Annotated in this window: 12 protein-coding genes and 1 tRNA gene; 2 read left to right on the top strand and 11 right to left on the bottom strand. The window is 60.8% G+C overall.

Annotated elements, in window-relative coordinates; translation table 11 throughout:
• Positions 1-2: 2 nt before the first annotated feature.
• From BBG20_RS18005 to BBG20_RS17975, 7 genes are all read right to left on the bottom strand, one after another.
• Complete coding sequence (locus BBG20_RS18005) at positions 3-878, bottom strand: transketolase (RefSeq protein WP_065905602.1); 876 nt, start codon at positions 876-878, stop codon at positions 3-5.
• The gene (locus tag BBG20_RS18000) at positions 871-1,989 is read right to left on the bottom strand and encodes an LLM class flavin-dependent oxidoreductase (protein ID WP_065905601.1); all 1,119 of its coding nucleotides are present in this window, start codon (positions 1,987-1,989) and stop codon (positions 871-873) included. Before BBG20_RS18000 ends, BBG20_RS18005 begins: the two co-directional genes overlap by 8 nt.
• 166 nt (positions 1,990-2,155) lie before the next feature.
• Positions 2,156-2,953 carry an SDR family NAD(P)-dependent oxidoreductase gene (locus BBG20_RS17995; protein ID WP_083221424.1) on the bottom strand — a complete coding sequence of 266 codons (798 nt, stop codon included), beginning with the start codon at positions 2,951-2,953 and terminating at the stop codon, positions 2,156-2,158.
• A 29-nt stretch (positions 2,954-2,982) separates the two neighbouring features.
• Positions 2,983-4,482, bottom strand: a complete 1,500-nt coding sequence (locus BBG20_RS17990; protein WP_065905600.1) for a sugar ABC transporter ATP-binding protein — start codon at positions 4,480-4,482, stop codon at positions 2,983-2,985.
• A 22-nt stretch (positions 4,483-4,504) separates the two neighbouring features.
• Entirely contained in the window at positions 4,505-5,452 is a 948-nt protein-coding gene (locus BBG20_RS17985; RefSeq protein ID WP_065905599.1) for a sugar ABC transporter substrate-binding protein, read from the bottom strand.
• A 30-nt stretch (positions 5,453-5,482) separates the two neighbouring features.
• Entirely contained in the window at positions 5,483-6,469 is a 987-nt protein-coding gene (locus BBG20_RS17980) for an ABC transporter permease (RefSeq protein WP_065905598.1), read from the bottom strand.
• 57 nt (positions 6,470-6,526) lie between these two features.
• Positions 6,527-7,042, bottom strand: a complete 516-nt coding sequence (locus tag BBG20_RS17975) for a flavin reductase family protein (RefSeq protein ID WP_065905597.1) — start codon at positions 7,040-7,042, stop codon at positions 6,527-6,529.
• Positions 7,043-7,328: 286 nt separating this feature from the next.
• Between BBG20_RS17975 and BBG20_RS17970 the strand changes: the two genes are divergently transcribed.
• A complete protein-coding gene (locus tag BBG20_RS17970; RefSeq protein WP_177343950.1) occupies positions 7,329-8,291 on the top strand; it encodes a LysR family transcriptional regulator in 963 nt (320 codons plus the stop codon).
• On the opposite strand, the gene BBG20_RS17965 is transcribed toward BBG20_RS17970, so the two are convergent.
• Together BBG20_RS17965 and BBG20_RS17960 are read right to left on the bottom strand one after the other, a co-directional pair.
• Entirely contained in the window at positions 8,248-9,759 is a 1,512-nt protein-coding gene (locus BBG20_RS17965) for a xylulokinase (RefSeq protein WP_226940007.1), read from the bottom strand. The genes BBG20_RS17970 and BBG20_RS17965 overlap by 44 nt on opposite strands.
• A gap of 109 nt (positions 9,760-9,868) precedes the next feature.
• Positions 9,869-11,818 carry a hybrid sensor histidine kinase/response regulator gene (locus tag BBG20_RS17960; protein WP_065905595.1) on the bottom strand — a complete coding sequence of 650 codons (1,950 nt, stop codon included), beginning with the start codon at positions 11,816-11,818 and terminating at the stop codon, positions 9,869-9,871.
• A 219-nt stretch (positions 11,819-12,037) separates the two neighbouring features.
• On the opposite strand from BBG20_RS17960, the gene BBG20_RS17955 reads away from it, so the two are divergent.
• Positions 12,038-13,807: a sensor domain-containing phosphodiesterase gene (locus tag BBG20_RS17955; protein WP_065905594.1), complete on the top strand. Its 1,770-nt coding sequence runs from the start codon at positions 12,038-12,040 to the stop codon at positions 13,805-13,807.
• A gap of 122 nt (positions 13,808-13,929) precedes the next feature.
• On the opposite strand, the gene BBG20_RS17950 is transcribed toward BBG20_RS17955, so the two are convergent.
• Together BBG20_RS17950 and pgsA are read right to left on the bottom strand one after the other, a co-directional pair.
• Positions 13,930-14,005 (bottom strand) — tRNA-Gly (locus tag BBG20_RS17950).
• 63 nt (positions 14,006-14,068) lie between these two features.
• Positions 14,069-14,629 (bottom strand): CDP-diacylglycerol--glycerol-3-phosphate 3-phosphatidyltransferase, encoded by a 561-nt coding sequence (gene pgsA, locus BBG20_RS17945; RefSeq protein ID WP_016968866.1) that lies wholly within the window; start codon positions 14,627-14,629, stop codon positions 14,069-14,071.
• Between the last annotated feature and the right edge of the window lie 22 nt (positions 14,630-14,651).

The raw sequence follows: 14,651 nt of genomic DNA, 5'->3' as shown, positions 1-14,651 counted from the left end.
GCTCAGATCACCTTGCTTTTGATTTCGTCGATAGCACGTTGCGCATCTTCAGGATCCAGATACCCCAAGTGCCAGCCTGGCTCGGTTTCCATGTACGAAACCCCTTTGCCCTTGACGGTATTGGCGATGACGCACACCGGTTGTGTGCGTGCAGTGTCGGCCTTCAGGCGACGCAGCAAGCCGGTGACTGCCGCGAGGTCATGGCCATCCACCACATGGGTCTCCCAGCCGAACGCAATCCACTTGTCAGCCAGCGGCTCGATGCCGATGACGTCATCGACATTGCCGTCGAGCTGGTACCCATTGCGGTCGATGATCGCCACCAGGTTGTGGACCTTGTGGTGAGCTGCACCGAGCGCGGCTTCCCACACCTGCCCTTCCTGCATCTCGCCGTCGCCGAGCATCACGTAGGTGGTGAAGGACTGGCCCAGCATCCGCCCGGCCAGGGCCATGCCCAAGCCGCCGGACAACGCATGGCCGATGGAGCCGGATGAAAAATCCACTCCCGGCACCTTGCGCATGTCCGGGTGGTCCCCCAATGGGTTGCCCAGGCGCGTGTAGTTGTCGAGGATCTCTTTTTCGAAAAAGCCCCATTCAACCAACACCGGGAACAGCCCGACTGCTGCATGCCCCTTGCCCATCATGAAACGGTCACGGTCGGGCCACTTCGGCTCGCCGAACCGCAGGTCCATCACGTCGTAGTACAGCGCGGCGAACAACTCGGCGGCGGAGAACACCGAGGTGTAGTGACCGACCTTGGCGATCTCGATCAGGCGAATGGTTTCCAGGCGAATGAACTGGGCCTTCTCGCGCAGTCGCGCCAGTTCCTGTTCGGTCGGCGTGAAGTCGTGCCCGGCAGTGGCGTGCAAATCAGTCATGTGCGCGCTCCTGAGCCTTCAGACGTGGCGTCATGTAGTCGTTGAGGCGCGGCATCACCTGTTGCGCGGTAAGTGCCATCGAACGGCGCCACAGCGCTTCATCGTCCCACTCGTGGAAGGTGGTCATCAGGGTGCCGAACGGGCCGGTCTGCTCACTGAAGGCCACCAGTTGCTCGGTGACCGAATTCACATCACCGTAAATCACCATCTCGTTGATGCAATGATCGACGGTGACTTCCTCGTCGGTCATGTCCGGGCGCGTCTTGAAGATCTTGGTGTAGTGGTTGGTCGCGAGGTTATCGATCATGTAATCGAAGTAGCGTCGCAAGGTGCAGGTTTCCTGGGCCAGGTAGTCCTCGGCCTGGGCCTGGGAATCGGCCACGAATACCGAGCGGGCGACGCGCCAGTTGTTGGCATCGGGCTTGATCCCAGCGCCTTTAGCACCCTCGCAGTACGCCTGCCAATGCGATGCCACGGTGGCAGTGGGGTTGAAGTTGGCGGACATCAAGTCCCAATCCTTGGCCCCCGCCAGTTTTGCGGTGCCGGAGAACGGGCTCATCGCCGTGGTTGCCACCCGTGGGAAAGGTTTCTGGAACGGCTTGGGCATGTAACCGATTTCCAGCGCGTGGTGCACCGCGTCCTTGAGAATAACCTGATAGTGCTCGGAGGTGAACGCGTAGGGGGCATCCGCGCCCCAGATCGCGCGGATCATCTCGTAGCAGTCGACCATCATCTGCCCGCGATCCTTGCCGTTGCTGCCATACACTTCGAAGTCGGAAGCCAGCCCGCCCGGGCCGATCCCCATGATGAACCGCCCCTTGGACATGTGATCGAACATCGCGGCATCGGCGGCAATCCGCGCCGGGAAATGATGGGGCAGGTTCAGCACTCCGGTGCACAGTTTCATGCGCTGGGTCAGCGGGATCAGCGTGGATAGGAATTGCAGCGCGTTGGTGATGGGCTCGGTACGCTGCGACGTGTGCTCACCGACCCAAAGCTCATCGAAACCGACGCTATCGGCGTGGACGGCGCAGGCAATATCCTGGTCGTACATCTCGTGATAGTCCCAGCCCTTGTGATGAAGTGGCTGCATAAACATAGCGAGTTTCATGACGTTCTCCTGCTGTTTTCAGTGGCCGGAGTGCTGCAGACACCATGGACGCAACACACCGTTTTCGTAACGTGCACTCGTTTCGCAGGCGTGCCAGTGCCGGCGCTGCAAGTGGCAACGTTCAAACGTGGGTTCAAATCGGCGCGATGCTCGACGCGCCAGTCGTTCAACTTCCGTGCAAGAGCCAGCCTCCGTCCACGAGCAGGTCGATACCGGTCACGTAGGACGACAGTGGCGAAACCAGGAACAGGGCGGCATCGGCGATTTCCCAGGGCTCGGCGGCGCGGCCCAACGGGATGTTGCCCAGCACATTGTTCTGTCGGTGTTGTTCAAGCAGCTGTGGTGCCAGGTTGCCCGGCGTCGCCGTCAACCCCGGCGAGATCGAGTTGACCCGGATCTTGAACGCGCTCAAGTCCTTGGCCAGGCTTCGCGTCATGGCCAGCACGGCGCCTTTGGACGCATCATAGGTGCAGTGATTGGCCATTGGCCGGTGGCCGCACACCGATGACAGATTGACGATCGCGCCGCCGTCGCCCTGCCGGCGCATGTAGTGCTGCGCCGCCTGGGCACCGAGGAACACCGCACGCGTATTGATTGCATGCAGCCCATCCCAGAACCCTGCATCGATGGCATCAATCGCCTTCAGCGGGTAGACGCCGGCATTGTTGATCCAGATATCCAGCCGGCCAAAACGCTCGACTGCGACATCCGCCAGTTGACGGATCGCTTGCGGGCAACTGACATCGGTCGAGTGAAACGCCACGCTGAAACCGGCCTCGACCAACTCAGCGCTGCGCTCCGGCGCCAGGCTGCCGATCAGCACATTGGCCCCGGCTTCGGCCAGGCGCCGGCTGATGGCAAAGCCAATGCCACTGCTGCCGCCCGTCACCACCGCGGTTTTCCCGGACAGGTCCAGCAGCCCGGCGAAGGGCTGGTAAGGCAAGGCTTGATAGGGTCCGGACATGTTCTCACCTGCTCTTTGTTTATCGTTGATCATGCGGTAGCCAGGGCCATGATGCGGTCCGGCGCAATCTGCGACCGCTCGAGGATGCCTTGGCAGCAACCGCGAGCCATGACCATGACGCGATGGGATAGGCCGATGACTTCCTCCAGGTCGGAACTCACGACGATCACCGACATGCCGGCCTTCGACAGCTCAATGATCAATTCGTAAATTGCCGCACGCGCGCCCATGTCGATACCGCGGGTCGGCTCATCGAGAATGATCACCTTGGGATTGCGCGCGATCCATTTCGCAATCACGACCTTCTGCTGGTTACCGCCCGAGAGCTTGTCGAGCCGTTGCCCCGCCACGCCCTTGATCCCCAGCGCGGCAATACGCTCGTGGGCGAAGGCCGTCACGCGATGGTTGGCGACGATGCCGCAGGCGCTGAGCCGGTCGAGGTTGCAGTACGCCAGGTTCTCGGCAATGGTCTGCGTCAGCACCACGCCTTCGGATTTGCGGTCTTCGGGAATCAGCACCACACCGGCGCCGATCGCGGCCAGCACGTCATTGGCCGGCAGCGGTCGACCGTTCAACAGCACGTCGCCGCGGCTGACGGCGCTCAGCCCGGCAATCGCCTGCACCAGCTCGGTACGGCCAGCCCCGACGATGCCGGCGATGCCGAACACCTCCCCGGCCTTGACCTCGAACGAGATGTCGCGAAAGCGCCCGGCCTTGTCCGACAGCTGCTCCACGCGCAGGACCACGGCGTCCTGCGGCGCCGGCAACTCGGGGAACAACCGTTCGATGGGCCGTCCGACCATCTGCGACACCAGCACACTGACCTCGGCCGCCCCGCTCTCGTGGCGAGCGATCAGGTGCCCGTCCCGCAGGACCACGACCTTGTCGGCGATCCGCGCAATCTCGTCCATGCGATGGCTGATGTAGATAAACGAGACGCCCTGCTGCTTCAGGGTTTCGATCTGCTGGAACAACCGCTCGGTTTCTTCCTTGCCGAGGGCCGCCGTGGGTTCGTCGAGAATCAACAAGCGTGAATTGAGTGTCAGCGCACGCGCGATTTCGACCAGTTGCTGGGCGGCAATCTTCAACTCCCGCACCGGCGTCTGCGGCGAGATATCCAGCCCCAGGCGCTGCAATTGCTTGGCGGTCTCGCGGTGCAGGGTCTTGCGGTCGATGATTGCGCCACGCGTCGGCAGATGGCCGAGAAACACGTTCTCCGCCACGCTCAAGTCCGCCAGCAAATGAATTTCCTGATGGATCATATTGACCCCCAGCGCCATGGCGGCCGCCGGACCGTTCGGCGCGTAGGGCTCGCCCGCCAGGAACATGCCGCCTTTGGACGGCGCCAGGGCGCCGGCAATAATCGAGGAAAAGGTCGACTTGCCCGCGCCATTTTCCCCAAGCAAAGCCACCACTTCGCCGTAGCCGATATCGAGGCTGATGTCCTCCAGCACGCGCACCGAGTTGAACGATTTGCCGATCTGCGTAGCCCTGAACAGAGGTGCCGGGACCGTTGGGTGAGTACTCATGACGTGCCCTCCTGGATCCGGTTCACGGGTGCTGCTCAAGGAACGTCGCCACGTTGTCGCGGGTGGTGACAAAGGCCGGTAGCAACTGCGTCTTGGCCACCGGCTTGCCCTGTTGCAGGTCGAGCGCGGTACGCAGCGCCGTGCGGCCCATTTCCACCGCCTGCTGGGTGATGGTCATGTCCATCTTGCCGTCGCGAATCGCCTCCAGGGCCGAGGGCAAACCGTCGTACCCGAACACCCAGACCTTGTGATCGATATTGGCGACCTTGACGGCTTGTGCCGCCCCCAGCGCCGGTGCATCCGAACGGCCGATGAACACATTGATCCCGGGATTTTTCTGCAACATGTCTTGGGCGACTTTGAAGCCGTTGTCCTGCAGCCAGTCGGTGGGCTTGCGGTCGACGATCTTCATCCCCGGCGCGTCTTTCAACACCGCGTCCAGGCCCTGGGCCCGGGCCACTTCAGTGGAGTCGCCCAAGGTGCCCTGCAGCAGGCCGATTTCAGCCGTCCCACCGGTCAGCTTGATCATTTGCCGAGCCAACTCCCCCGCCGCCGCGAGGTTATCGGTCGCGATGTACGCGTCGCATTCGACATTTTTCGGGAAGTTGTCGATGCAAATCACGGGCACACCCTGCTGCCGCGCCAGGCGTACCGGCACCGCCGAGGCCGCACTGCCGGTGGCGGTATAGAGCAGCACATCGATGCCTTTGCTGAGCATGTCCTGGATCTGGCTGACCTGCCGCGCCGGATCAGCCTGAGCGTCTGCCACCAGCACATTCTTGATCCCGAGTGCGTTGGCTTGCTGTGTCACGCCGTCACGTACCATCAGGTAGAACACCCATTGCAGGCTCGGGATCGACATGCCGACGGTGATTTCACCCACGGGCTTGGACTGGGCGTGCGCACTGATCCACATCAGGCAGCCAAGCAGAAGCGCGAGAGCACGCACTGGAAACGCTGAAAGCTTCATGGTTTTTATCCTTATTATTTGGGCTTGGGATCAGTCAGGGTTGCGCTTGAGCAGGTCAAGCATCACGGCAAACGCGATAACGGCGCCGATGACCACTTGCTGGACGAAGGGTGAAATGCCGGCCAGGTTCAAGCCATTGCGTAAAACGCCGATGATCAGTACACCGATGAGAGTGCCGACCACGCTGCCGGCACCGCCCTTGAGGCTGCCGCCACCGATGACGACGGCAGCGATCACGTCCAGCTCATAGCCCACGCCCGCGCCGGCCCCGGCGGTGTCCAGCCGGGAAGTCATGATGATGCCGCCCAGGGCTGCACAGACTCCGGAGATGATGTACACCGCGCTGGTGTAGGCCTTGACCCGGATTCCGGCGAGCTTGGCGACTTTGCTGCTGCCGCCGATGGCGTACAGGCTGCGCCCCGCAACGGTGAACCTGAGGACAAACCAGAACAGCAGTGCGAGTACCACGAAGCACCCGACCGTCAGTGACAGCACGCCAGCGTAGCGAATCACCGAAAGGTTGCTGAACCACTCCGGGAAGCCGCTGATTTGCGCGCCATCGGTGACCATGTAAGCGAGGCCTCGCGCCACCGACATCATTGCCAGCGTGGCAATGAACGACGGCAAGCCGGCCTTGACCACCAGCAACGCAGTGGTCGAACCACACGCCGCCCCGACGAGAATGGCACCGAGCATGGCGACCCACATGGGCAGCCCGACTACCTGACCGAGCCAACTCATGGCCATGATTGCCACGGCCAGTACGGCGCCTACCGACAGGTCGATGCCGCCAATCAGGATGACCAGGGTCATGCCCAATGCCATGATGCCGAGGACCGTGACCTGATCGAGTACATTGAGCAAGTTGCTCACGGTCAGGAAACTATGCGTCGATACCGTCAATACAACACACAACAGCAATAGACCGATCAACGGGCCGGCGACACTGGTGTCCAGGCCGACCCACTTTGGAAGCGATCCGGCCAGTCTGAACTTGCCCAACAACTGATTGTTCATACCCATATCCACTTATTATTTAATTGTTATAAGAACGAGCACTGCGCAACTAACGAATCAGTCTTGCAACTGACGGTACCGCCCACCCATGTACAACAGTGGGTCGTCGAGTGGCTGGGTGATAACCTCCAGGACATTGCCGATAAACACGGTGTGCGTCCCGTGCTCCAGGGTTTGCACCACTTCGCAGAAAATCGCCGCCTGGGCGTCGGCCAGGTACCGGATACCCTGTGCTCCCGTGCGCCATTGACCCTCTACAAAACGTCGTTCGCGCAGGTCGGGCTGGCTGAAGATCCTGCAGATCGGCTCATGCTGGCTTTGCAGCATGTTCACGCAGAACAGCCCGGATCGCTTGATCACCGGTGAAGCGCTGGCAGTGCGGTTGATGCAGATCAGGGCCGAAGCCGGGTCCATCGACACCGAGGAAAACGCGGTGGCGGCCAGGCCGTGGGGCCGGCCCTCATCGTCGAGTGTGGTGATCAGGGTCAAGGACGAGGCAAAGCGTCCCATCGCGGTTTTGAATGGGCCGGCCAGGTCGATCGAAGGGGCAGCCTCCTGATAATTAACACGCATCTTGAAACCCTCTTATTGTGTAGTGACTCACACGCTCGGTATTCATTATTCGCAATCTTCCCTATTTTTCTATTCACTTTTAAAAAATTGACTTTTCACCGACCGCGTAAGATGAAGCCAACAACAAAGACATTTGAATCACGTTCACATATCCCCTGAAATGCCCATGGCAAAGCCTTCGCGCCGGCGCAACTGCGCTCACGACTTACTTAACTAATGGAATTAGCTGAAGAATCGTTTAATACTTTGCGAACAATTAGAAAACAGCCTCGTGAGATGAATCATCATGGTGGATCGACTACAGGACATGCGATTGTTTCGGCTGGTCGTGCAGACAGGCTCACTGTCTACCGCCGGGCGGCAGATGGGCCTGTCGCCCGCGGCCATGAGCGGACGGCTGAAGGCAATGGAAGAGTTTTATGGCCTGCGCCTGCTCAAGCGCAATACACGCAGCTTGAGCCCGACCGCTGAGGGTCAGTTGCTTTTTGAGAACGCGCTGAAGATTCTCGAAGACGTCGATGCCCTGGACAACATCATCAAGAACGGTCACAGCGACCTGCTGGGTACCATCGGCCTGACCTGCCCCACGGACCTGGGTCGCCAATGGGTCAGCCAACTGGTGGATGCCTTCCTGCGCGACAATCCGCATGTCAGCGTTCGCCTGTTTTTCACCGACCGGATCCTGGACTTTGTCGAGTCCGGTTCAGACATTGCGATCCGCTTCGGCGACCTCCCGGACAGCTCATTGATCGCGCGTTCGCTGGGTGTCGATCGGCCGATGATTTGCTGCGCGCCCGAGTACCTCCACCGCTACGGCGCCCCGCTGACGCCGGAGGACTTGCACCAGCACAATTGCCTGGTGCAACTGCGCGCGGACTTTGCACTGGATCGCTGGAAATTCATCAAGGACGGGGTCTCGACCACCATCCAGGTCAAGGGCAACCGCCTCGCCAACGACGGTTTTACCCTGCGCCAGTGGGCGATCCAGGGCCTGGGGATTATCTGGAAGTCAGTCTGGGAAGTCGCCGACGATATCCAGGCGAAACGCCTGATCCCGTTGCTGGAAGACTATCAATGCCCAACGGCCGGCTTTCACCTGCTCACCGAAGGCGGGAAGAAATTGCCGCAGCGGGTCAAGTCGTTCGTGGAGTTCGCCGTGCAGTACTTCAAGCATCTCGACATGCCGGCCCGGCACGTCCTGGCACTCAACCAAGCGGCACAGCCTGCAGGTCGTCCAGAACCGGCTTGAGCGCACCCGCCAGTCTTTCGTAGGCGCGGTGCATGCCCTCATAAAAGGCGCTGCGCGACGGGTCGGGCAGCGCGACGCTTTGCACCGGCGCACGCCAATCCGTGGCGGTCTGCTGCAAGTCGGCAAAGACCCCGGCACCATGACCCGCGAGCATCGCCGCGCCCAACACGCCGTATTCGGCGCTGGGCAGCTTGTGATAAGGCAAACCCAATACGTCGGCCTTGATCTGGCGGAACACCGGGCTGTTGGCACCGCCTCCCAGGCTGATCACCCCACCCAACCCTGCGACGTTGTCGATGTCCCGCATGCAGCGCAGAAACTGCGCATATTCATAAGCGATCGACTCGAGCATCGCCCGGTATTGGTCGGTGCGGTCATGCGACCAGTCAAGGCCGACAAACGCCCCCGACAGCGACGCATCGAAGGGGGCATGCCGCCCGCCACAATGAGGCAGGTACAACAGCTTGTTGCGGGCACACAGTGCCGCCGCCCTGGCCTCCAGTTGCAGGCATTCGTCCGGCGTGAGGCCAAACCCCTTGAGCGTCAGGCCAGCGCCACCCACATACGCCATCGAGTAGTACATGCCGGGAACGCAATGCCGGAACGTCGACAGGGTCTTGTGTTGCGCGTCCACGGCAAAGGTGTCGAGCAAGGTCGCGAGCACGGCTCCCGTACCGGCTATATCGAAGAGTTGCCCACTGGCGAACGCGCCGGTCCCGAGCAGGGAGGCCGCGATGTCGGCGCACCCGGCGAAAATCGGCGTGCCGACCGGCAATCCGCAGTCACGCGCCGCGCGTGCGCACACCGCGCCAATCCGGTCCCAGGGCCTCACCAGTTGGGGCAACCGTTCGGCGTCAAGGTGAAACTCATCGATCAACGAGGTAATCCATTGCAGCGTGCGGCTGTCGGCAAAGCTGTTGAAACCCAGGTAAGTGTCATCCATGAAGGCCGCGTCGGCCTCCAGCGCGGCCATGCGTCCAGCCACATAGGCCGCGGGCATGATGAGCTTGCTGACCCGTCGATACACCTGGGGCTGCTCATCGCGCCAATACAGCCACTTCGCCGCATGAGTGGCACTCACCGGGCCGCCCGAGCGCTCGATGATCTGTTGCTCGTAGGGCTTGAGTCGCTGCACCTGGCTGGCACACCGCATGTCCAGCCATGAGTCATACGGCGTGGTCGCTTCCCAGTGACGGCCGATCGTCGAGATGCCAGCCATTTGTCCGCATATCGCAATACCACACACATCACGCGCATTGATGGAGGGCTGGGCCAGTACGTCGGCGATGGCGAGCATGACCGAGGCGTACATTTCGTCCGGGCACTGCCCGTAGACCCGAGGCGCGGGGTTGGACAAACGCGCCGGACGGCTGGCAGCGCCCCGTCTTCGACCGCTTTCGTCAATGACGCCGACACGGGTGCTGGAGGTGCCCATGTCCACCCCGATAAACAAGGCTTTACGCTTCAAGAGTAACTGCTCGCAGAATCAAACGCCGAGGGTTGAGCACACAGAATACTGCGATCACGGCCGCTGCGGCAGAGGCTCCTCAGGGTCCCCCGGGACGCGGCGGTGAGGCTCAACAAGGCGGCTCATTCCGGGCCCGCAGCATGTCAGCGATAACCCTGGCCAATGCGGACTGATCAAACGGCTTGGGCAAACGCGTCAACGCGCTTTTGAGGTCCACTGCCACCTCTGCGAAGCCGGACGAAAGGATGATCGGCAGCGCCGGAAACAGCTGCTCGAGGGTGTTGGCGAGCTCGACCCCGTTCATCTCCGGCATCGCCATGTCGGTGATGACCAGGTCGAAGCGCTCTCCCTGCGTCAGGCACGCCAACGCAGCCTGCCCTCCCGCCGCCGGCGTGACGCGATGCCCGAGGTCTTCAAGCATCGCGCCGGTGCTGATCAGCACCAGCGGGTCGTCATCCACCAGCAGGATATCGAGGGGTTGCACGTGGAATGTGTCAGGCGGGCTTTGGGTTGATACCGGTTCAGTGGCCTGCGGCGAGCTGTGCACCTCGGCAACCGGCAACCAAAGTTCGGCACGCGTGCCCTCGCCCACCACACTCTTGAGCACAAAGCGGCCCTTGGATTGCGCCGCCAGGCCATGCACCATCGACAGCCCCAGCCCTGTGCCTTTGCCCGCGCCTTTGGTGGTGAAGAATGGCTCCATCGCACGCTGCAGGGTCGCCTCACTCATCCCCGGCCCGGTGTCGATGACAGCGATGCAAATCAGCCGGTCGGAACCGGGCGGGCTGCCGGGAAACGAATCCTCCCTTGCCGAGATCAGAATCCGCCCCTCGCCGCCCATGGCATCCCGGGCGTTGATGACCAGGTTCATCACGGCCATTTCCAGTTGGCTCATGTCGACCAGCACAGGGCGAAGGACCAGCGGGAACTGAGTGTCGACGCGAATGCCGGCGCCGAGCATGCGGCACAGGAGATCGGACATGTTTCTGATCAGGCCGCCCACATCCACAGGCTGCGGATCAAGCTCCTGACGACGGGCAAACGCGAGCATACGCTGGGTAAGCGTCGCGCCGCGTTGAGCGCCCGAGATGGCGTTATTGAGCAATGACTGGACTTTTGAATCCTGTGGCACGCGCTTCCTGGCCAGCTCCAGGCTGCCGAGGATAACCATCAGCAGATTGTTGAAGTCATGCGCGATCCCGCCGGTCAGTTGACCCAGGGACTCCATTTTCTGCGCCTGGAACAACGCTTCCCTGGTCTCCTTGATCTCCTGTTGCGCCTGCACGCTTTCGGTCACGTCGCGGGTGATTTTCGCGTAGCCGATCAGCTCCCCCTGCTCGTTTCTGATCGGGTCGATCACCACATGGACCAGGAACCGCGTACCGTCCTTGCGCACGCGCCAGCCCTGCCCTTCGTATCGCCCCTCACTGACGACCGTGGCCAGGGCACGCTGAGGCACATGATTGGCGACATCATCCGCCTGGAAAAACATTGAATAATGCCTGCCGATCACTTCGGCAGGCTCATACCCTTTGATGCGCTGGGCGCCAGCGTTCCAGGTGGTGATGATGCCGTTGGGGTCCAGCATATAGAGGGCGTAGTCGGTGACGCCTTGCACGAGCAGACTGAACTGCTGCTCGCTCTGGCGCAGTGCCTGCTCTGCCGCCCGGCGTTCAGTCAGGTCGCGCGTGACTTTTGCGAAGCCGATCAGCGAGCCATCCTCTGCGCGTATCGGGTCGATGATCACCAGGGCCCACAGGCGCGTGCCGTCTTTCCTGACTCGCCACCCTTCGCCTTCAAAGCGGCCTGACTCATCCGCGCTCTTCAGCGCCCGGCCGGGCAGGTCGGATGCCAGGTCCTCCGGCGTGTAGAACAACGAGAAGTGCTTACCCAGCACTTCGCTCTGGTCGTACTGCTTGATCCGCTTGGCGCCCGAGTTCCAGCTACGAATCAGCCCATTCGTATCAAGCATGTAGATGGCGTAGTCCACCACGGCTTCCACGAGCAACCGATAACGGTCTTCCGGGTGGTTGGGCTGATTGGCAGGCGCGGATGGCATCAGGGTAGCCTCGAAGAAAAATGAGGGTTTCGACCTGATCAGTATGTCGAATAATCGGCTGCGCGAACCAGCTTAATCTGGGTCCTGCAGAAAAACCTCGAGGGCTGTGCCCACCGCATTGGCGCAACGGGCTGAGCACGCCGATGGTCAACTCGAGTCGAAACCCACCGTCCGAATTTGATATCGTCCCTGAAGATGATGGTTAAACGGAGCTTTATCATGGACGACGGCGCCCCCCTTCCCCAGACAGAGTCAAAGCGCTTGGAACGCGTGGCGCAGCTGTGCGCCCGGGACACTCAAGAAGATCCCGTTTTCAATAAAATCGTGGCAATGACCAGTGAGTACTTCAACGCGCCGATCGCGCTGATCTCCATCGTCGATAAGCACGAACAATGGTTCAAGGCACGCATCGGTATCGAGGAGTGTTCCACACCGAGAAGTGCCTCGTTCTGTGCCTACTCGCTGCTGGACAATCAGCCCCTGGAAATCCTGGATGCACGCAGCGACCCGCGCTTCAAAGCCAATATCCTGGTGACGGGCGCACCGTTTATCCGCTATTACGCCAGCGCCCCGCTGTTGACCGACGATGGCTTATCGCTGGGCAGCCTGTGCTTTATCGATACCGTTGCGCGTGCGCCGATGAGTGCGCAAGACGCGGCGATGCTCAACCACCTGGCCGAACTCGTGATGATGCGGATCATGGGTGTACGCTCCAGGAATTACATTGACCAGCCGACCGGCCTGTTCAACCGCTTGCGGTTCGAAGAGGATATCCGTGAGACGCTCACCCGCGAGGGCGCGATCAGGATTTACGCGGTGGATGTCACCTCCCCCAAGTTTCTCAACGATGTGGTCAAGGCCTTGGGCTACAGCTTTGCGCAGGACCTTATCCTTGCGATAAAACAGCGCTTGCACGCCCTCCTGCCGCCGGAGTGCCTGCTGTATAAAATCAGCCCGACGCGTTTTGGCTTCCTGATCGCGGGCAGGGTTGATCGAGAGGTCATCAGCCCGCGGATTATCGAGAGCTTCAAAACGGCCGTCGATTGCCACGGTATTCCTATACTGATGCACGTCGGCATTGGCATCCTGCCGATTAACGGCAACGACGAGCAGGACTGGCTGCGCTTGGTCATCAGCGCTGCAGATGCCGCGAGAGACCGTGGCCTGGGCTATTTACTCTATGACCCCACGTTCGATGCCACGCAACAACGGGCCTTCACCCTCTTGAGTTCGCTGTCGCAGGCCATCCGCGCCGAGGATCAGCTCAGGCTGGTATTTCAACCGAAAATCAACTTGCCCAGCGGCAGATGCGAGGCGGTAGAAGCCCTTATCCGCTGGGATCATCCACTGCTGGGGACCATCAGCCCCGCAGAATTCATACCGCTGGCTGAAAAGACCGCATTGATGCCGTCCTTGACCTCATGGGTCCTGAACGCGGTGATCAATCAAGCCACTCTCTGGCGCAAACGGGGACTGGTCCTGAAAATCGCGATGAACGTCACGGTAGGCGACCTGGAAAGCCCCGCCTTCGTTGACACACTCATCGGTCGTCTTGAGGCTGAGCAACTCCCCGCAGACCGGCTGGAGTTGGAATTCACTGAAAGCACCCTCATGACCAACCCGACTGAAGTGGTTCAGCAACTCACACGCCTGCGCAATCTGGGAGTCGAGGTTGCCATCGACGACTTCGGTACCGGCTACAGCAACTGGATCTACCTGAGTACCTTGCCGACCAGCACGGTCAAGCTGGATCAGTCCCTGATCAGCAACCTGACAACCAATGAAAAAGATAAACGCCTGGTGAAAAACCTGATTGAACTGGCCAGCGGCCTGGGCTATCGCGTGGTGGCCGAGGGCGTCGAAAACCAGGACATTTTCGACCTCGTGAAAGCGTGGGGCTGCCACGAAGCGCAGGGGTATTTGATAGGCAAGCCAATGGCTGCAAAGGATTTGGAGGCGTGGGTGAACAGTCACGCGTTTACCGCGTAAACACCGGTGGCAGGGCTGGAACCCCAGGGAACCGGGAGGAAATGAACAGAGAGACCGAGGTCTCTCTTCATAAATCGCAGGCAAAAAAAAGCCACTCTATTGAGTGGCTTTTTCTTTGTGTTTGGAGCGGGAAACGAGACTCGAACTCGCGACCCCGACCTTGGCAAGGTCGTGCTCTACCAACTGAGCTATTCCCGCGTCTTGGTGGTGTGCATTCTATAGAATCCAGAACCCCCGTCAACCCCTTGATTCAAAAAAGTTTTATTTCTTTTCAACGGTGGTGCGCAGGTGAGGCCAGGCGGCGCGCAAATACTGGAGCATCGACCACAGCGTCAGGCCGGCGGCGATCAGCAGCAAGGCGTAGCCGAGCAGGACCCAGAACGAGAAGTCCGACGGGTTGGCCAGCAGGATCACCAGCGCAAGCATCTGCGCGGCGGTTTTCCATTTGCCCATGTTGGACACGGCCACGTGGGCGCGGGCGCCGATTTCGGCCATCCATTCGCGCAGGGCCGAGACGACGATCTCACGGCCGATGATCACGGCAGCCGGCAGGGTCAGCCACAGGTTGCCGTGTTCTTGTACCAGCAGCACCAGAGCGACAGCCACCATCAGTTTGTCGGCCACCGGGTCGAGGAACGCGCCAAACGGCGTGCTCTGTTCCAGGCGGCGCGCCAGGTAGCCGTCAAGCCAGTCGGTGGCCGCCGCAAAGGCGAATACCGAACTTGAGGCCGCGTAGCTCCATTCGTAGGGCAAATAGAACAACAGAATAAAAATCGGAATGAGCAGGACGCGTAGAACGGTGATCAGATTAGGGATATTCATCGGCACAACTGGCTACAAGGTG

Source organism: Pseudomonas aylmerensis (assembly GCF_001702265.1).
GTDB classification, from domain to species: domain Bacteria; phylum Pseudomonadota; class Gammaproteobacteria; order Pseudomonadales; family Pseudomonadaceae; genus Aquipseudomonas; species Aquipseudomonas aylmerensis.
Note: the sequence above shows the minus strand (reverse complement) of the source record. Positions and strands in the feature narration are given on the sequence as shown.

Bases quoted from the DNA above. Each gene is read 5' to 3' on its own strand.
- BBG20_RS18005 (WP_065905602.1), bottom strand. From the start codon at position 878: ATGACTGATTTGCACGCCACTGCCGGGCACGACTTCACGCCGACCGAA.
- BBG20_RS18000 (WP_065905601.1), bottom strand. From the start codon at position 1,989: ATGAAACTCGCTATGTTTATGCAGCCACTTCATCACAAGGGCTGGGAC.
- BBG20_RS17995 (WP_083221424.1), bottom strand. From the start codon at position 2,953: ATGTCCGGACCCTATCAAGCCTTGCCTTACCAGCCCTTCGCCGGGCTG.
- BBG20_RS17990 (WP_065905600.1), bottom strand. From the start codon at position 4,482: ATGAGTACTCACCCAACGGTCCCGGCACCTCTGTTCAGGGCTACGCAG.
- BBG20_RS17985 (WP_065905599.1), bottom strand. From the start codon at position 5,452: ATGAAGCTTTCAGCGTTTCCAGTGCGTGCTCTCGCGCTTCTGCTTGGC.
- BBG20_RS17980 (WP_065905598.1), bottom strand. From the start codon at position 6,469: ATGAACAATCAGTTGTTGGGCAAGTTCAGACTGGCCGGATCGCTTCCA.
- BBG20_RS17975 (WP_065905597.1), bottom strand. From the start codon at position 7,042: ATGCGTGTTAATTATCAGGAGGCTGCCCCTTCGATCGACCTGGCCGGC.
- BBG20_RS17970 (WP_177343950.1), top strand. From the start codon at position 7,329: ATGGTGGATCGACTACAGGACATGCGATTGTTTCGGCTGGTCGTGCAG.
- BBG20_RS17960 (WP_065905595.1), bottom strand. From the start codon at position 11,818: ATGCCATCCGCGCCTGCCAATCAGCCCAACCACCCGGAAGACCGTTAT.
- BBG20_RS17955 (WP_065905594.1), top strand. From the start codon at position 12,038: ATGGACGACGGCGCCCCCCTTCCCCAGACAGAGTCAAAGCGCTTGGAA.
- pgsA (WP_016968866.1), bottom strand. From the start codon at position 14,629: ATGAATATCCCTAATCTGATCACCGTTCTACGCGTCCTGCTCATTCCG.